Source organism: Gemmatimonadota bacterium (genome assembly GCA_016704275.1).
Lineage (GTDB): Bacteria > Gemmatimonadota > Gemmatimonadetes > Gemmatimonadales > GWC2-71-9 > Palsa-1233.
In genome coordinates, this window is record JADJAK010000001.1 from 499,083 (window position 1) to 515,781 (window position 16,699).

Genomic DNA, 16,699 nt, shown 5'->3' on the forward strand with positions numbered 1-16,699 from the left:
GAACCCCGTCGGCACGCAGCGGGCGAGACCTTCGGCGCATCGGTGCCAAGGTGCGACGGATCCTGGGTGGTGGCGGGTTGCGGCTGGAACGGCCCGGCCTCTCCGTCTTGAGTCCTCCCGCATTGCCGTTTCCCACGAATGCACTTGCCCGGGCGATCAACGCCAGGCTGTACGGCCGGGCCGTGCGTCGAGCGCTTCGTGCGTCTGGGCATTCGACTCCTCCGCTGCTTTGGGTGTACACACCGACCGTCGCTCGGTATCTCGACCACATTCCCCATTCAGGTCTCGTGTACCACTGCGTTGACCGGTGGTGGGCCTTCGATGACTATGATCCTGCCGAGATGCGGGCGTGTCACGAAATTCTCTGCCGGAGAGCCGACCACGTGTTCGCGTCGGCGCTTGAGCTTGAGGCCGACTGCCTGGCGTTCACGAACGCCGTCTCGTACGTACCGCATGGTGTGGACTGGGCGCATTTTCGAACGGCGGTCGAGGCGGATCTTCCGCGGCCCGCTGATCTCCCAACCGATGGACACCCGATCGTCGGCTTCATCGGACTGATCGACCACTGGATCGACCTGCCGCTGCTGCAGGCACTGGCCCGTCGCATCGCACCGGCGCACCTGGTCATGGTGGGGCAGACGAGAGTGGATGTGAGCGCGCTGGCCGCCGAGCCGAATGTCCACATGCTCGGCCGCAAGTCCTTTGCGGACCTGCCCGCCTACTGCCGCGCGTTCGACGTTGCCCTCGTGCCGTTTCTTGTCAACGACCTCACCAGGGCAGTCAACCCGATCAAGCTCCGGGAGTACCTGTCGGCCGGTCTGCCGGTGGTCAGCACCCCGCTCCCGGAAATCCTGCCGTTCGCCGATCGACCGGGAACCACGATCCATGAGGATCACGACCAGTTCATCGAGGCAGTACGACTGGAACTCCGCGCCGGCCGAGCCATCGAGCAACGGCGAGCGTTGAGCGACGCCATGCGGGAGGAGTCCTGGGAAGGACGGCTGGCAGCGATGCTCTCTGTCCTGAAGGCCACTCAATCTCCGGAGGCCGCGTGAAGGCCGTTGTCGTCGTGGGTGCCCGCCCCAATTTCATGAAGGTCGCCCCCATTCTTGACGCACTGGCGCGCCGTGGTCACGAGTCGATCCTGGTGCATACAGGCCAGCACTACGACGCCGCGATGTCGGACGCCTTCTTTGCTGATCTTGGGATGCGGGCGCCGGACCACCATCTCGGGGTTGGGGCGGGTTCCCATGCGGAGCAGACGGCCAGGGTCATGGAGCGCTTCGATCCGGTGCTTCTGGCGGAGCGCCCGGACTGGTTGATCGTCGTGGGGGACGTGAATTCCACGTTGGCGACATCGCTCGTGGCGGCGAAGCGGCGGCCGGAAATCGGGGTACGTATCGCGCACGTCGAGGCCGGGCTGCGCAGCGGGGATTGGTCGATGCCGGAAGAGGTCAACCGGGTCCTGACCGACCAACTTGCCGACCTGCTGCTGACGCATTCGCCCGAGGCCGAGGCGTATCTGCTCGGCGAGGGCATTGCGCCCGCTCGGATCGACTTCGTGGGCAACGTCATGATGGACGCCCTCTTTGCCATCCGCGAACGTGCGGCCGATGATGTACCCTGGCAACGGCATGGGCTGGAACGGGGCCGTTACGGCTTGGTGACGCTGCATCGCCCCTCCAATGTGGATGATCCGGTCCGGCTCCAGGCGCTCCTCGCGGGATTGCAGTTGGTCGCGCGCGACCTTCCACTGCTGTGGCCGGTGCACCCCCGCACGCGTCGGACGCTTGACCAGCTGAGTGATCAGGATCTCACGCGGATCATGCTGATCGAGCCGGCAGGATACCGTGACATGACCGGCCTCCTCGATGGGTGCGCGGTCGTGGTGACAGACAGCGGCGGGTTGCAGGAAGAGAGCACGGCGCTTGGCGTCCCGTGCGTGACGGTTCGGGAGAGCACCGAACGACCAGTCACCGTCACGGAGGGGACCAACCTCATGGTTCCTTGGCCGCCAACCGCGGCAGGCATCCACGACACCACGCTCGCGGCGTTGGCGCGAGGCAGGGGGGTGGGTAGCCGAGGAGGGGTCCCTCGTGGCTGGGATGGGCGGGCAGCAGAGCGGATTGTCATCGCGCTGGAAGCCGCACCACGCTCGGCGGCCCGCTCGCCTCTGCCAGACGCTCCCAAGATGTCGTAGCTTACGGGCCTTGTCCCGACACACCGAGACGGCCCGTGATCACCACGCACCTCGCCCATCAGTTCGGCGCTCGCGCCGCCAGCCATCCCACGCGACCCTTCCTCATCGAGGGGGAGGACCGTCACAGCTGGGGCGAGATCGCGCTCCGCAGTGATGCGCTCGCGCGCGCCTTTCGCGGGCAGGGGCTCGCCGCCGGCGATCGGATCGGGATCGACCTGCCCACCGGGACAGAGTGGGTGGTGGCGATGTTGGCCGCGGCCCAGGCCGGACTCACCATCGTGCCGCTCGATCCCGAGCTCGGCTATCACGAACTGAAGTACCAGTTGCGGCATGCGGAAGTCTCGGCCGTCGTGATCCCCGAGGCGCCGACCCCCGTCGACTATCTCGAGCTCTTCGACGAGATCCTCCCCGAGTTGCCGTCGCTGCACCTGATCGTCTATGCCGGGCCGGGGACACGCTGGTTCGACGATCGTGCCGTCCCCTTCGGCGAGATGCTGGCGCGCGGCGAACGACTGCCCGCGCTTGAGGCGGGTGACGACGCGGATGCCGCGTTGGCGCTGGTCTACACCTCCGGCACGATGGGGAAGCCGAAGGGCGTGCTGCTCTCGCATCGCGCGATGGTCGCCTCCGCCATGGGCACCGCGAGTGCGCTCGGCCTCGCCGACGATGATTGCATCCTGCAGGCGCTCCCGCTCTTCCACGTCTTCGGCCTGTCGGTGCTGCTCACCGCGATCAGTGCGGGCGCAACGGTCGTGCTGATGCCGCGCTTCGACGCCGCGGGCGCCCTCGCGCTGATTGCCAACGCCGGTGTCACCCACTTGCCCGGTGTGCCGACGATGTTCGAGTTGCTGATGCGCGACCCGGCGTTCGGTACCACGCCGCTTGGTCGGCTGCGCGGCGGCGTGGTCGCGGGGAGCATGGTGCTCCCGCCGCTGGTGGATCGGATTCGCCAATGGTGCGACGTGGAGATTGCGTACGGGCTCACCGAGGCGGGACCGACGGTCACCGCCACCCGGCGGAGCGATCCCCTCGAGAAGCGGCGCACGACGGTCGGGCGTCCGATCGACGGCGTCGAGGTGCGCGTGGTCGATGTGCGGAGTGGCGTGCTGCACGGGGCCGAGGCGGTGGGTGAACTGGTCGTGAAGGGCACCACGCTGATGGATGGCTACCACCGGATGCCGAACGAGACCGCGCGGACGCTCACCCCGGAAGGGTATCTGCTGACGGGGGACCTTGCCCTGCTCGATGAGGACGGCTTCGTCACCATCGTCGCGCGCCGCAAGGAAGTGATCGTGCGGGCGGGACAGACCGTGACGCCGCGGGAGTTGGAGGACGTGATCCGCACCCACCCGGGCGTCGAGGAGGTCTGTGTCGTCGGCATCCCCCACGACGTGCTGGGCGAGCTGATCTGCGCCTGCGTGGTGCTGCTGGAGGGCGCCGTGGTCACCGGCCCCGATCTGCGCCGCTTCTGCCAGGACCTCCTCTCCGCCACCAAGGTCCCCGACCTGGTCCGCTTCTTCGACGGCCTCCCGATGACGGCCAGCGGGAAGGTCAAGCGCCAGGAGTTGGCGCGGGTGGTCGCGCTCGGCTAGCTTTGAGGGTCCGACGCGCGGGCGCCATTGGGGCGCCGCACGGACCGCACGCCGTCTCGATCGTTGCCTGCCCCGACCCCACGATGTCCGCCACTCGGCGTGACGGGGTCGGGAGGACAAGACCGGGGACGGCCACACACACAGGACCGTCGTGACTTCGCTCCCCGCTTTTCGGGCCGGACGGCATATGGCCGTACCCGCCCTGCACGCGCCCAATGCGGCGCTGCTGATCGACTTCGACAATGTGACCCTTGGCGTTCGTTCCGACCTCACCAAGGAACTCCGCACCCTCCTCAACTCCGACATCATCAAGGGCAAGGTCGCCGTTCAGCGCGCCTATGCCGACTGGCGCCGCTACCCGCAGTACATCGTGCCGCTGTCGGAATCCTCGATCGACCTGATTTTCGCCCCCGCCTTCGGCACCAACAAGAAGAACGCCACCGACATCCGGCTCGCCGTCGATGCGGTGGAGCTCGTCTTCACGCGTCCCGAGATCGGCACCTTCATCCTGCTCTCGGGTGACAGCGATTTCTCGTCGCTCGTGCTCAAGCTGAAGGAGTACGGCAAGTACGTCATCGGGGTCGGTATCCGTGAGTCGGCGTCCGACATCCTGATCCAGAATTGCGACGAGTACTTCTCGTACTCCGACCTCGCGGGCCTGACCAAGGAGAGCGACGCCCCGTCGGCGCAGCGCGATCCGTGGGAGCTCGTGGTCGAGGCCGTGCAGAAGATGGCGGCGCAGGGCGACGTCATGCGTTCCGATCGCCTGAAGCAGGTCATGCAGCAGCTCGACCCGAACTTCGACGAGAGCAACGCCGGCTTCAATCGCTTCTCGAAGTTCGTCACCGAGGCGGGTGCGCGCGGCCTGATCCAGGTGATCAAGCAGGAGAACGGTCAGTACGACGTCGCGCCGGGCAAGGGTGTGCCGGGTCGCGCCGGTGAAGGAGAGCCGCCCGCCGCGCGGTCGCGGCGGACGTGGTCCGGCGACGGCAGCGGTCGTTACGCCGGCGCCTGCGGTACGCGCCGTCGAGGCCGCACCGGCCGATGGCAAGTCCGCCGAAGAGCGGGCTGGGCGTCGTCGCGGTCGGGGTCGTGGACGCGGGCGCGGGAAGGGTGAGGAGGGCGCCACTCCGTCGATCGCCGCGCCGAGTGCCGCGGCACCGTCGGCGCCGTATGTCGCCGAGCCGAGTGGGCTGACCCTTGCCGAGTCGTTCCATCTCCTCGGTCGTGCGCTTGGCGAATTGCCGACGCCGGCCGGTCACGAGGTGGTGCGGGCCCGCATGGCCGCCCTGCACGGCACCGAGGATGTGTTGCTCGAAGTGCCGCGCTTCTTCAAGCTGCTGCGCCAGGCCAACGACGCCGAAGTCGCCGATGTCCGCCTGCTCGGCGACGATCAGTACGAGGTGTCGCCGCACCGGATGGAGTTGGCGATGCAGCGTCGGTCGGCGCCCGAAGCGAACGCGGCCCCGGTGCTCGACGCCGATGGCAATGCGGCACCGCGTCCGGGGATCCGTTTCCGTGGCGGTGCGCGCACCCCGGCATCCTCCGGGATGCCGATGGTCGGTGTGATCAACCTCACGCCGGTTGGTGCAGTGACGCTCGAGGCGCCGGCGGCGAAGCCGGCGGCCGAGGCCGCCACCAAGGCGACCAAGCCGGCCAAGGGTCCCAAGCCCGAGGCGAAGCCCGCCGCGAAGGCCGCCAAGGCAGCTGCCCCGGCGAAGCAGGCCAAGACGGCGAAGGCCGCCGCCAAGCCCGCGCCGAAGGCCAAGGCGGCCGTGAAGAAGGCGGCGCCCAAAAAGAAGTCGTAAGTCGTAGGTCGTAGGTCGTAGGAAGTGATCAAACGCGAAACGTGGCCCGGCGGGAGGGATCTCCGCCGGGCCTCGCCGTTGCCGTTCGCCGTCTACTTACGGCCCAACACCGCCCGCCCCCTTCGACGTTAGTAGCCGCCCGCCTTCACCCCTTCCTTGGCACTCCCCAGCCCGATCCGGATGCCGCCGTGGAACGAGTAGCTCGCGCCGCGGATCAGCTTGTCATCGCCGGGGGCGGTGTGGATCTGCGCCTGGGCGAATGCGGTGAAGCGATTCCAGCGGCCCTGCACGCCGGCGAGGCCGGTCATGAAGGCGTACGCCGAGGCGTCCTGCGCAGAGCTGAGGAGATCGGCGCGGGTGAAGGGATCCTGCACGACGGGATCGACCCGCGGCGAGATCACCTGCATGATGCCGCCGCCGACGCCGAAGTACGGCTCGAGCGGGGCCTTCACCGGGAACGCCATCAAGACGGCCTGATAGCGACGGACGTCGTTGAAGAGGATCAGCCCCGACTGCTCGTCGGACCCGAGTCCCTCGTCGACGCCGACCATCAGCCCGCCGCGGCGGCCCATGATCAGGATGTGGGCACCGGCCGAGGGCAGGATCTTCGTGTCCTGGGTCCGGGTCTGGATCATCATGGAGCCGGCCTGCAACCCGAGCTTCCAGGTGTAGGAGTCGTCCCGCTGGGCGGTAGCGCGGCCCGGGGTGACCGCGGCCAGGGCCAGGGCGACGAGACAGGCGCCGAACGCCCGCTGGATCTGCGACATCAGAATGCCTCCGGTAGGGAATCGACGGTGCAATCAGCAAGGAACAGGCCGATGTGGCTCATACCAGCCCCAACTGCCGTCCCACCCGCTCGAACGCGGCCAGGGCAGCGTCCAGATCCTCCCGGGTGTGATCCGCCGACAGCTGGCAGCGCACCCGGGCGGCCCCCTGAGGCACCACCGGAAAACCGAAGCCGGTGACGAAGATGCCTTCATCCAGCAGGAGCTCGCTCATCCGGATGGCGGCGGCGGTTTCGCCGAGAATCACGGGGACAATGGGAGTATCGCCCGGAAGTGGCTGGAAGTGGAGGTCCTGCAGCCGCTGCCGGAAATAGCGGGCATTCTCCCGCAGCCGGGTGACCCGTTCGGGCTCCGCCTCGAGGACCTGGATGGCGGCCAGGGCCGACGCCGCCACGGTGGCCGGAAGGGCATTGGTGAAGAGCTGCGGCCGAGCGCGTTGCGTGAGGTAATCGCAGAGCGCGGCAGAGCCGGCGACGAAGCCGCCCGCCGCCCCGCCGAGCGCCTTGCCGAGGGTCGAGGTGATGATGTCGATCTCGCCGACGAGGCCGAAATGTTCGGCGGTCCCGCGGCCGGTGGCGCCCAGGACTCCGGTCGCGTGGGAGTCGTCGATCCAGAGCACCGCGCCATGCTTGCGGCAGACCGCGAGCAGGGCGGGGAGGTCGACGATCGACCCTTCCATGGAGAAGACGCCGTCGGAGACGACCATCTTGACCTGCTTGTCGGCCGCGGCCGTCAGCTTGGCGTCGAGGTCCGCGAAGTCGCCGTGCTTGTAGACGCCGGTCTCGCACTTGGTGATCGACTTCGCCAGCCGCAGCCCGTCGATGATCGAGGCGTGGTTGAGCTGGTCGGAGAGGATGATGTCGTCGGCGGTCAGCACCGTGGCCGGGAGCGCCTCGTTGGCATTCCAGCAGCTCACGAACGAAAGCGCGGCCTCGGTGCCGACCAGCCGGGCACAGGCGGCCTCGAGGTCACGGTGAATGGTGAAGGTGCCGCAGATGAAGCGCACCGAGCCGGTTCCCGCGCCGAAGTGGTCGATCCCGGCCTTGCCGGCGGCCATCACGGTGGGATGCGCGGCGAGGCCGAGATAGTTGTTGGACGAGAGGATCAGCACCTCGCCACGCCCCTCCATCTGTACCCGGGCAGCCTGCGGCGAGGCGATGTGATTGAGCGTCTTGTACACGCCGTCCCGGCGGAACTGTGCCAGCGCGGCGGTGAGGCGCGTGTCGAGCGCGGTCGGGGTACTCATGCGCCGATCTCCAGGATGACCTTCCCCGCCTGACCCGCCTTGATGACCGCGATGGCGTCGGCGATCTGCTCGAGCGGGAAGCGGTGGGTGATGACGGGGCGAGGGTCGAGTTGGCCGGCGCGGAGAAACCGGAACATCTCGATCCAGGTGCGATACATCCGTCGGCCGGTGACGCCGTAGAGGGTCAATCCCTTGAAGATGATGTCGCGGGCGAACTCCACTTCGGTCGTCTTGCTCGGTGTGCCGAGGAGGTTCACGCGGCCCCCGGGACGGGCCGCGGCGAACGCCTGCGCATGTCCCGCCGGATGCCCGCTCATCTCGCACACCAGGTCGACGCCGATCCCGCCGGTGAGCTCGCGACACCGCGCGACGACGTCGTCGCTGGCCGGGTCGAAGGTGTGGTGGGCCCCCATCTGCTCGGCGAGTTGCCGGCGGAAGGGGTTGAAGTCGGAGGCCAGGACCAGGGAGGCGCCGGCCGCCCGGAGGACCCCCACGGCGAAGCAGCCGATCGGGCCGCAACCCAGGACCAGCACGGTCGAGCCCGGGACCGCCCCCCCCTCAAGGGCGGTGTGGACCCCGTTCCCGATCGGGTCCATGATGGCGCCGATATCGGTCGGAATCCCGTCCAGCTTCATCACGTTGTCGGCGGGCATCGCGATGAAATCGGCGAAGGCGCCGTCGCGGTCGACGCCGATGATCCGGGTCCGCGCGCAGAGGTGTGCGTTGCCGGTGCGGCAGGGGATGCAGTGGCCACAGACGATGTGTCCCTCCGCGGTCACCAGGTCGCCGATGTGAAAAAGTCCCTCGCGTTCCGTCTCTGCTCCGAGCGCGACGATCTCGCCGGCGAACTCGTGGCCGATCACCACCGGTGGCTTCAGTCGGGCCGACGCCCACGCGTCCCACTCCCAGATGTGCAGGTCGGTGCCGCAGACGCCGGCGTGGTGCACCTTGATGAGGACGTCGCGTGAACCGACGTCGGGGACCGGTCGTTCGACGACGTCCATCCCGACGCCAGGAGCTGCCTTCACGACTGCACGCATGATGAATCCGGTGGTGAGGAAGCGCCAAATATGGGTGACCGACCGGAGCAACCCAAGGTCCCCCCGCCGATGCCGCCAGAAAGATTTTGACCGTTCGTGGCCATTTTCGGGGGAGCGGCGGACCGGGCGCGCGGAGGGGAAAAATCCCCCGCTCGTGGCCGGTTGGAGGATCTCGTCGCGTGCGCGGCGCGCACCGCGCGGCATCGGCGCGTTCGTGACGCGCTGCACGGGATGGTGCGTGTCGTGCGCTCACGCGTATCGTGGAAAGCCGCATTTCACAAGGCTTTGCGGCCGACGCGCGCACAGTGCGACATCGCGACGCGCCGGTGCGCGCGATGCAACACACGCCGCGCGCGCATCATGATGCCGCCCCGTGGCGCCGTATTCTCGGTGCCAAATTCATGTGGACGATCGGTGGAAGCCGATGCCCCGGTGAGGGTTCCGGGTTGCGGGGGGTATTGCGCCCGGAAGGAAAATTTTGATCTTGTATATGCCGACGCTACTCCGCCGACAGGAGCGGGTCGTCGCCGTGAGTACCGCACGTACGTCGAGTGCTCACGAATTTTTTAATCCTCAGGGAGGCTCCATGGCTACCAAGAAGGCTGCGAAGAAGGCCGCGAAGCGGCCGGCGAAGAAGGCCGCGAAGAAGGCTGCCAAGCGTCCGGCGAAGAAGGCCGCGAAGAAGGGCGCGAAGAAGGCTGCCAAGCGTCCGGCGAAGAAGGCTGCCAAGAAGGCCGCCAAGCGTCCGGCGAAGAAGGCCGCCAAGAAGGCCGCGAAGAAGGCTGCGTAAGCAGTCGCTCTCGCGGCCTTCGCCGTGAGAGGCAGCTAAGTAAAAAGGGCCGGCACGTTGCCGGCCCTATGCTTTTCCCCCCACCGCCAAATCAGGCTCGGGCGTTGTGTCGCCCGGTCACCGTCTGTTCGGCCGCCGGCTTGCAGAAGAGCGCGCCGCGCGACGCCATCCCGCGCGTCCGACGTCCGGTCGGCGGCAGGGTTTCCCGCAGCCAACTGGTGTAGTGTCCGGCAAAGCCCTCCGGCCCGGCCCCCTGGCCGTCCGGCACCAGGGCGTGCAGCCCGCCGGGGGCGGTCAATCCCTGGAGTTCGGTCAGCAGGACCTGGCGCTCACCCGGCGAGAGGGAGGAGAGGGTGCCCGCGTCGAGCACCACCAGCGCGAAGCCCCCCGGAATGCAGGGGAGCCACTGGCCGAACTGGACGCAGATCGCATCGAAGGTCGACGACAGCGATTCATCGGCGACCCGACCCTCGGCCCGCTCGACGACGGTGAAGTCCCGGTCGAGGAAGGTCACGTCGGCATCATGGGCAGCGAGGAGGTAGGCGCACTGCTCGGCGCCGACGCCGACCACGAGCGCCTGGTCGCCCGGCTCGATCCGCGGTGCCAGCCCCGCCACCAGATGGGTGTCGTCGAGGTTCCAGTGGATCGGTTCGCGCTGCGCCGCCCGACGCTTCGGGTAGGACTTCCGCCACGCCTCGAAGCCGCGGATCCCGAGCATCTGGATGATCAGCGCGTCGACCGCTTCCTGCGCGAGGACTTCGGTGAGGAGGAACTGGTCGGCGTCCGAGCGGCGCACTTCGCAAACGGCCTTGTCCGCGAGGCGCATCAGCTCCTCGCGGGAGATCCGGTTCTTGTACTGCTCGACCCGGTCCATGATGTAGAGATCGTATTGCTGGCGCAGCGAGCGGAGGGGACGCCGCCGGGGGGCGGTCGCGAGAAGCTGCTGCTGGGAAAGCATCCCACAACTTTGCGAAATTGCGCCCCCGCGTCAATCCGCTCGGAGGATGGCCCCCTTCAAATAGCCGGTTTCCGGGATGGTGATGACCTCCGGATGGTCGACGCCCTGGCCCAGCACACTGTGCAGCGTCAGCCGGCGGCCACTGTCGGCGGCGGCCCCGGCGAGCATCGCGAGGAATTCCGGTCGCCGCACGTGGAAGGAACAGGAGGCGCTGACGAGCCAGCCCCCCGGGGCCAGCAGGCGCATCGCCCGGCGATTGACCTCATGGTAGCCGCGGAGCGCGGCGGGGACGCTGGCCTTGCTCTTCGCGAAGGCCGGCGGGTCGACCACGACGACATCGAAGCGGCGGCCCTCGCGCCCCCAGGCCGGGAGGACGTCGAAGGCGTCGCCGGTCACGAACTCGATCTGGCCGAAGCCGTTGAGCGCCGCGTGCTCTGCCCCACGGGCGAGCGCGTCCGCCGAGACGTCGAGCGCCGTCACGGCGGAGGCGCGCTGCGCGAGGTGGAGCGCAAAGGAGCCATGGTAGGAGAAGCAGTCGAGCGCGGTGCCGCCCTCCGGGACGAGGGCGCCGGCGAGTTGGCGGTTCTCCCGCTGGTCGAGAAAGGCGCCGGTCTTCTGTCCGGTCCACGGCGCGGCGTACCAGCGCACCGACCCCTCGCGCACCTCGACCTGTTCCGGCACCGTCCCCATCGCGAGCTCGACGCGATCGTCGAGCCCCTCGAGCCGGCGGGTGGGGACGTCGTGTCGGAGGAGAATCCCCTCGGGCTGGAACACCTCGCGAAGCGCCTCGACAATCATCGCCCGCTGCGTCTCAAGACCGGCCGAGAGCAGCTGCACCACGAGCCATCGGTCGTAGCGGTCGACGATCAATGCCGGGAGCCCGTCGCCCTCGGCGTGCACCGCGCGCCACGCCGAGGCATCGAGACCGAGCCGCCGGTCGCGGCATTCAGTGAGCCGCTCGCGCCACCAGCCACCATCGATCGGGACGTCGCGCCGCTCGAGCAGGCGCAGGCGGATCTCCGAGCTCGGCGAGCAGAGTGCCCGCCCGAGAAAGCGGCCGCGTCCGTCGCGCACCGCGACCACGCCAGCTTCCGGCGGGTGCTCGCGCACGTCGCTTCGGTAAATCCACGGGTGGCCCGTGGTCCATCGCTTGGCCCCGCGATCGCTCACGATGGCGTCGGTCATCGGTCCCTCCGGCTGGCGTTGCCGGGGCGACCCCCGCTGATTTCGTTCCGCATGCGCGAGAATCTAGCCGCCACCCTCCGTCTCCTGCTCGTGACCGACGACGCCCTGCTGGGCGCGCGCGACCCGATCGCCGTGGCGCGCGCCGCCGTCGCGGGAGGCGTCACCGCCATTCAGCTCCGGCTCAAGCACGCCACCGATCGCGACCTTCTCGCGCTGGCCCGCCACCTCGTGGCGCTCCTGCCGGTCCCGATCTTCGTCAACGACCGGCTCGACATCGCCATCGCCGCCGGCGCGGCGGGCGTCCATCTCGGCGCCGACGACCTCCCGCCAGCCCGGGCCCGGCGAATCGTCCCCGCGGGATTCCTCCTGGGTGCGTCGGTGGGCAGTCACGCCGAAATCGAGCGCGGGCTCGCCGCCGACTATTGGGGCATCGGGCCGCTGCATGGCACCCGCACCAAGGATGATGCCGGCCTGGCCCTCGGACGCGATGGGGCCGCGATGCTGCTGGCGGCGGCGGGCACTCGTCCATGCGTGGTCATCGGTGGCGTACAGCCGGAGGATGTCGCGCCGGCGCTCGCCGCAGGCTTTGCGGGCGTCGCCGTGGCGAGCGGGATTCTGGGGGGGGAGGATGTGGAGGGGGGGGCGAGGAAGTACCGGATGATGGATGATGGATGATGGATAATTGCAGAATGCTGTCATCCTGAGCGGAGCAGCCCGCAGGGCTGCGCAGTCGAAGGACCTCTTCCCCGAAGCGCTCGGAGAGGGGTCCTTCGACTTCGCGACGGCTACGCCGCCGCTTCGCTCAGGATGACAATTCCATCACCCATCATCCATCATCCATCGTCCCTATCGGCCTCGCACCTGCTTGATATTCCGCAAATGCTGCGAGTACTCCACCGCAAAGAGATGCGTCCCGTCGCCCACGGCGACGAAGTAGAGCTCGCGCCCCGGGGCGGGGGAGAGCACCGCCTCGATCGCGGCATCGCTCGGGTTGCCGATCGGTGTCGGTGGCAGGCCGGTGTGGAGATAGCTGTTGTAGGGTGACGGGTAGGCGTAATCCTTGTTGTAGAGCCGCGGCTTCCGCGCGCCCGAATCGACCAGGTAGGCGTACTGGATTGTCGGGTCGGCCTGGAGGGGCATGCCCAGGCGGAGCCGGTTCCGATAGACGGCCGCGATCCGCGGCAGCTCGACGGCGCGCATCGCCTCGGCCTCGATGATCGAAGCGAGGGAGATCACGTCGGCCTGGTCGAGGTCGGCGGCGTCGGCACGTGCCTTCCAATCAGCCGGCCAATGCGAACGGCGGGCGTCGAGGAACGCCTCGAGCACCTCCTTCGCTCCGCCGAGACCGGTGAAGGTGAAGGTGACCGGACGGAGCCACCCTTCGACGGTGGCACCCGGGATCCCGAATTCCCGGCGCAGGGCGCTGTCGCGGGCCGCGCGGAGCAAGGTGTCGGCGGGAATCGCCAGCACACTCTCGGCCCGGCGGGCGAGGTCGAAGAGCGTGGCGCCTTCGGGGAGCGTGATCTTGAATCGGACGGCATCGCCGCTCGCCAGCCGGTCGAGCAGTGCGGCGGTCGAACTGCCGGGGACGAATTCGTAGACGCCGGGCTTGAGCCGCCGATCGACACCCTGCATCCGCCCACGCAGCCGGAACCAGCGCGCGTTGGCGATGATGCCACGCGCCACGAGCGAGTCGCCGATGCTGGCCAGCGTGCTCCCCTTGGGGACGCCCACGCGGACCGCCGGACCGTCGCCTCCGCCACACGCGGTGAGGAGAGCGAGCGCCACGAACGCCACGCGCCGGCGGCTCATTTCCGCCTCGCGTCGAGCCAACGCTCCAGCACGATCGCGGCGGCCATCGCATCGATGTCGGCCTTCCGCTGGCGCGGGGCGATGCCGCGCTCGGTCAGCCGCTCGAGCGTTTCGGCGGTCGTGAAGCTCTCATCGATCCACGCGATCGGCAGCGATGCGCGGGCTGCGAACTGCTCCCCCATGGCGCGTGCTGCCAGCGCGGACTCTCCTTCGGCCCCCTCGTCATCGAGGGGGAGCCCGACCACCAGGCCGACCGGATGCTCGCGCTCGACCAGATCGAGAAACTGCCCCAACGGCAAGCGTTTCCCCGCCCGGCGCGTGAGCGTGCCGAGCGGGGAGGCGAGAAGCTGCGTCTCATCGGTGATCGCGACGCCGATGCGGGCGTGGCCCCAGTCGAGGGCCAGGACGCGGCCAGTGTGGATGGTCGTGGAGGCGGTGTAGGTCGATGAGTCGTAGTCGATCGAGGGGGGGTCATCGATCATCGATTCCGAACCTCATTGGGCCATGGAGGCGAAGAACTCCTTGTTCGTCTTGGTCCGCTTCATCCGCTCGAGGAGGAACTCCATCGCCTCGACCACCGGCATGTCCGCCAGGAAGTTGCGGAGCAGGTAGACGCGGTTGAGCTCGTCCTTGTCGAGGAGGAGCTCCTCCTTCCGGGTGCCCGACTTGTTGATGTCGATGGCGGGGTAGATCCGGCGATCGGCGAGGCGGCGGTCGAGGACGAGCTCGGCGTTGCCGGTGCCCTTGAATTCCTCGAAGATCACTTCGTCCATCCGCGAGCCGGTGTCGATCAAGGCCGTGGCGATAATCGTGAGCGAGCCGCCGCCTTCGATGTTGCGCGCGGCGCCGAAGAACCGCTTCGGCTTCTGCAGCGCGTTCGCGTCGACACCACCGGAGAGGATCTTCCCCGAGTGCGGCACGACGACGTTGTGGGCGCGTGCCAGACGGGTGATCGAGTCGAGGAGGATGATCACGTCGCGGCCGTGCTCGACCAGGCGCTTCGCCTTTTCGATCACCATGTCGGCGACCTGCACGTGGCGGTCGGCCGGTTCGTCGAAGGTCGAGGCAATCACCTCGGCCTGGACGTTCTCCTGCATGTCCGTCACCTCCTCGGGGCGCTCGTCGATGAGCAGCACGATGAGGTAGCTCTCGGGGTGGTTCTCGGTGATCGCGTTGGCGAGCTTCTGGAGCAGGATCGTCTTGCCGGCCTTCGGCGGCGCCACGATCAGCCCGCGCTGGCCCTTGCCGATCGGCGACATCAGGTCGACGACGCGCATCGAGAGATCGTTCTTGCTCCCCTCGAGGCGGATCCGCTCGTCAGGATAGCGCGGCTTCAGGTTGTCGAACGCGATCCGCGTCTTGGTCTTGTCCGGCTCCTCGAAGTTGACGCTCTCGACCTTGAGCAGGGCGAGGTAGCGTTCCCCCTCCTTCGGGGGTCGGACCTGGCCCTGCACCGTGTCGCCGGTGCGCAGGTCAAAGCGCTTGATCTGGCTCGGGGAGACATAGATGTCGTCGGGCCCGTACAGGTAGTTCCAATCCTGCGACCGGAGGAAGCCATATCCTTCCGGCAGGATTTCGAGCACACCTTCGCCGCGGATGACCGTGTCCTTGTCGAGCAGCGACTGCTCGATGCGGAAGATCAGGTCCTGCTTGCGGAGGCCCGAATAGTTGGTGATGTTGAGTTCGGCGGCGAGCACATGGAGCTCGGCGACGGATTTCTGCTTCAGTTCTGCTATATCCACGGATATCTCCGGGTGGCGTCGCCAACCCCGCCGGCCAACGCGGCACGACAGGATGGAGCGGGCTTTGGGCGTTCGGTCTGGTTGCTGGGCGTATGGGGCTCGCGCGAAGGCGCGAAGATGACCATCGGAAGGGACGCGGGGGTTCCTGCAATTGCCCAATCATATGGGGCGTTTGGCGCCCCGTCAACACCAGCGATGACCGACCCGCGCGCGTTCTTCTCCGTCTGGCGGTCCCAGCCGCTGGCCGGGACCCGCGAGGTGCTGGATGGCGTGGTCGCCCCGGAACACCGGGGTCCCTCGCCTGCGCTCTCGGCGCTCCTGGCCTCGTGGCCGGGGGCGTGGTATTGGGCCGACGACGCGAAGTCCCGACTGGTCCTTATCCAAGGGACGGTCCCGGCCCGCCCCGAACGCTGGTTGTGGCACGGCGCGCTCTTGGCGCTGACGGTCCTCTGCACGCTCGGCGCGGGCGCCGTGCTGCAGAGCCGCTGGGTGCCGACCGTTCATCCCGGGTTCTGGGGCGCGGTGCGTTCCGTGGTCGAATTCGCGGAATTTGCGCTCCAGGGTGGCTGGCGGACCTTGCTGCCGGGGTGGGAGTTCGCCGCGCCGCTGCTCTCCATCCTCCTCGTCCACGAACTGGGCCATTACTGGACCGCGCGGCGCTATGCCATCGATGTCTCGCCGCCCTACTTCCTGCCGGTGCCCCCAAACCTCTCGCCGATCGGTGGACTCGGGGCGTACATCCGCCTCCGGTCACCGATCTATGATCGGCGGCAGCTGCTCGATGTCGGCGCCGCGGGGCCGCTGGCGGGGTTCGTGGTGGCTATTGGCGTGATGATCTGGGGCTACCAGCTCTCGCATCGCATGGAGCTCCCGCTGGCCGGATCTGCGTCCTTCGTGCTGTTTGCCGGGAAGCCGGCGTTCCTGGGTGACTCGTTTCTGACCCATCAGCTGAGGGAGTGGCTCCTGCCGGGCACTGGGGCAGTGCTCCTCTCGCCGCAGGCCTTTGCCGGTTGGGTCGGTCTCTTCATTACGGGGCTCAACCTGCTGCCCCTGTCGCAGTTGGACGGCGGGCATGTCCTCTACGGCTTGGTCGGCCGCCGGCAGAAGACGATCGGGCTGCTCTGTGTCGGCGCCTTGCTCCTCCTCGCGCCGCGGGCACCGATGTGGTATCTCTGGGTTGTCCTGACCTTCGCCATTGGTGGCGGACGCTGGACCCACCCGGAAGTGGTGTTGCCTGAACGTCCGGTGCTCGCGGCCGGACGCTGGACCGGCTTCTTCTGCATCGTCGTCTTCCTGCTGACCTTCGTGCCAGTCCCCTTCCTTCGCTGACGAGGTCCCGCATGGCCGAGCCCGATCCGATTGCCAAGTTGCGCCACGACCTCGCCAATCCGCTGGCCGCCATTCTCGCCGAGACGCAACTGCTGCTGATCGGCGACGAGGAGATGTCGGCCGATGTGAAGCAGGCGCTGAAGGAGATCGAGAAGCTGGCGATCCGGATGCGCGCGATCCTGCGCGGCACCCAGGAAGCCCCGGGCGCCTAG

General features: G+C 68.3%; 17 protein-coding genes. 9 read left to right on the forward strand and 8 right to left on the reverse strand.

Translation table 11 applies throughout. The features are described from left to right. The first annotated feature begins 383 nt into the window (after window positions 1-383). The 5 genes from IPG05_02335 (at window position 384) to IPG05_02355 (ending at window position 5,600) form a co-directional block, all read left to right on the forward strand. Window positions 384-1,055: a glycosyltransferase gene (locus tag IPG05_02335; GenBank protein MBK6493938.1), complete on the forward strand. Its 672-nt coding sequence runs from the start codon at window positions 384-386 to the stop codon at window positions 1,053-1,055. Next, window positions 1,052-2,200, forward strand: coding sequence for a UDP-N-acetylglucosamine 2-epimerase (non-hydrolyzing) (wecB, locus tag IPG05_02340; GenBank protein MBK6493939.1), 1,149 nt, complete (start codon window positions 1,052-1,054; stop codon window positions 2,198-2,200). The genes IPG05_02335 and wecB overlap by 4 nt, the downstream gene beginning before the upstream one ends. 35 nt (window positions 2,201-2,235) lie before the next feature. Next, window positions 2,236-3,792: an acyl--CoA ligase gene (locus tag IPG05_02345; GenBank protein MBK6493940.1), complete on the forward strand. Its 1,557-nt coding sequence runs from the start codon at window positions 2,236-2,238 to the stop codon at window positions 3,790-3,792. 187 nt (window positions 3,793-3,979) lie between these two features. Beyond that, window positions 3,980-4,909, forward strand: a complete 930-nt coding sequence (locus IPG05_02350; protein ID MBK6493941.1) for an NYN domain-containing protein — start codon at window positions 3,980-3,982, stop codon at window positions 4,907-4,909. Between the two features lie 124 nt (window positions 4,910-5,033). Then, complete coding sequence (locus IPG05_02355) at window positions 5,034-5,600, forward strand: hypothetical protein (GenBank protein MBK6493942.1); 567 nt, start codon at window positions 5,034-5,036, stop codon at window positions 5,598-5,600. Window positions 5,601-5,728: 128 nt separating this feature from the next. Here IPG05_02355 and IPG05_02360 read toward each other — a convergent pair whose 3' ends face one another. Genes IPG05_02360 through tdh form a run of 3 tightly spaced genes read right to left on the reverse strand, consistent with a single transcriptional unit; the run spans window position 5,729 to window position 8,671 of the window. Beyond that, window positions 5,729-6,367: a hypothetical protein gene (locus IPG05_02360; protein ID MBK6493943.1), complete on the reverse strand. Its 639-nt coding sequence runs from the start codon at window positions 6,365-6,367 to the stop codon at window positions 5,729-5,731. A gap of 58 nt (window positions 6,368-6,425) precedes the next feature. After that, window positions 6,426-7,631, reverse strand: a complete 1,206-nt coding sequence (locus tag IPG05_02365; protein MBK6493944.1) for a glycine C-acetyltransferase — start codon at window positions 7,629-7,631, stop codon at window positions 6,426-6,428. Beyond that, window positions 7,628-8,671, reverse strand: coding sequence for an L-threonine 3-dehydrogenase (tdh, locus tag IPG05_02370; protein ID MBK6493945.1), 1,044 nt, complete (start codon window positions 8,669-8,671; stop codon window positions 7,628-7,630). Before tdh ends, IPG05_02365 begins: the two co-directional genes overlap by 4 nt. 586 nt (window positions 8,672-9,257) lie before the next feature. On the opposite strand from tdh, the gene IPG05_02375 reads away from it, so the two are divergent. Next, entirely contained in the window at window positions 9,258-9,461 is a 204-nt protein-coding gene (locus tag IPG05_02375; protein ID MBK6493946.1) for a hypothetical protein, read from the forward strand. A gap of 91 nt (window positions 9,462-9,552) precedes the next feature. Here the strand turns inward: IPG05_02375 and IPG05_02380 are convergent, their stop codons facing one another. Together IPG05_02380 and IPG05_02385 are read right to left on the reverse strand one after the other, a co-directional pair. Beyond that, window positions 9,553-10,419, reverse strand: coding sequence for a hypothetical protein (locus IPG05_02380; protein ID MBK6493947.1), 867 nt, complete (start codon window positions 10,417-10,419; stop codon window positions 9,553-9,555). 30 nt (window positions 10,420-10,449) lie between these two features. Further along, window positions 10,450-11,604 (reverse strand): class I SAM-dependent rRNA methyltransferase, encoded by a 1,155-nt coding sequence (locus IPG05_02385; GenBank protein MBK6493948.1) that lies wholly within the window; start codon window positions 11,602-11,604, stop codon window positions 10,450-10,452. Between the two features lie 51 nt (window positions 11,605-11,655). Between IPG05_02385 and IPG05_02390 the strand changes: the two genes are divergently transcribed. After that, window positions 11,656-12,279, forward strand: coding sequence for a thiamine phosphate synthase (locus IPG05_02390; protein ID MBK6493949.1), 624 nt, complete (start codon window positions 11,656-11,658; stop codon window positions 12,277-12,279). Between the two features lie 171 nt (window positions 12,280-12,450). Here the strand turns inward: IPG05_02390 and mltG are convergent, their stop codons facing one another. The 3 genes from mltG to rho are packed head-to-tail and all read right to left on the reverse strand — an operon-like array spanning window position 12,451 to window position 15,158. Continuing rightward, a complete protein-coding gene (gene mltG, locus IPG05_02395; GenBank protein MBK6493950.1) occupies window positions 12,451-13,416 on the reverse strand; it encodes an endolytic transglycosylase MltG in 966 nt (321 codons plus the stop codon). Continuing rightward, window positions 13,413-13,898, reverse strand: coding sequence for a Holliday junction resolvase RuvX (gene ruvX, locus IPG05_02400; GenBank protein MBK6493951.1), 486 nt, complete (start codon window positions 13,896-13,898; stop codon window positions 13,413-13,415). Before ruvX ends, mltG begins: the two co-directional genes overlap by 4 nt. 12 nt (window positions 13,899-13,910) lie before the next feature. Continuing rightward, window positions 13,911-15,158, reverse strand: coding sequence for a transcription termination factor Rho (rho, locus tag IPG05_02405; GenBank protein MBK6493952.1), 1,248 nt, complete (start codon window positions 15,156-15,158; stop codon window positions 13,911-13,913). 195 nt (window positions 15,159-15,353) lie between these two features. Between rho and IPG05_02410 the strand changes: the two genes are divergently transcribed. Further along, window positions 15,354-16,487, forward strand: coding sequence for a site-2 protease family protein (locus IPG05_02410; GenBank protein ID MBK6493953.1), 1,134 nt, complete (start codon window positions 15,354-15,356; stop codon window positions 16,485-16,487). Window positions 16,488-16,498: 11 nt separating this feature from the next. Further along, window positions 16,499-16,699: a hypothetical protein gene (locus IPG05_02415; protein MBK6493954.1), complete on the forward strand. Its 201-nt coding sequence runs from the start codon at window positions 16,499-16,501 to the stop codon at window positions 16,697-16,699.

Excerpts from the sequence above, each read along its gene's own strand:
- IPG05_02385 (MBK6493948.1), bottom strand. The coding sequence starts at position 11,604 with ATGACCGACGCCATCGTGAGCGATCGCGGGGCCAAGCGATGGACCACG.
- IPG05_02390 (MBK6493949.1), top strand. The coding sequence starts at position 11,656 with ATGCGCGAGAATCTAGCCGCCACCCTCCGTCTCCTGCTCGTGACCGAC.
- IPG05_02375 (MBK6493946.1), top strand. The coding sequence starts at position 9,258 with ATGGCTACCAAGAAGGCTGCGAAGAAGGCCGCGAAGCGGCCGGCGAAG.
- IPG05_02365 (MBK6493944.1), bottom strand. The coding sequence starts at position 7,631 with ATGAGTACCCCGACCGCGCTCGACACGCGCCTCACCGCCGCGCTGGCA.
- ruvX (MBK6493951.1), bottom strand. The coding sequence starts at position 13,898 with ATGATCGATGACCCCCCCTCGATCGACTACGACTCATCGACCTACACC.
- IPG05_02350 (MBK6493941.1), top strand. The coding sequence starts at position 3,980 with ATGGCCGTACCCGCCCTGCACGCGCCCAATGCGGCGCTGCTGATCGAC.
- mltG (MBK6493950.1), bottom strand. The coding sequence starts at position 13,416 with ATGAGCCGCCGGCGCGTGGCGTTCGTGGCGCTCGCTCTCCTCACCGCG.
- IPG05_02415 (MBK6493954.1), top strand. The coding sequence starts at position 16,499 with ATGGCCGAGCCCGATCCGATTGCCAAGTTGCGCCACGACCTCGCCAAT.
- tdh (MBK6493945.1), bottom strand. The coding sequence starts at position 8,671 with ATGCGTGCAGTCGTGAAGGCAGCTCCTGGCGTCGGGATGGACGTCGTC.
- IPG05_02410 (MBK6493953.1), top strand. The coding sequence starts at position 15,354 with ATGACCGACCCGCGCGCGTTCTTCTCCGTCTGGCGGTCCCAGCCGCTG.
- IPG05_02380 (MBK6493947.1), bottom strand. The coding sequence starts at position 10,419 with ATGCTTTCCCAGCAGCAGCTTCTCGCGACCGCCCCCCGGCGGCGTCCC.
- IPG05_02360 (MBK6493943.1), bottom strand. The coding sequence starts at position 6,367 with ATGTCGCAGATCCAGCGGGCGTTCGGCGCCTGTCTCGTCGCCCTGGCC.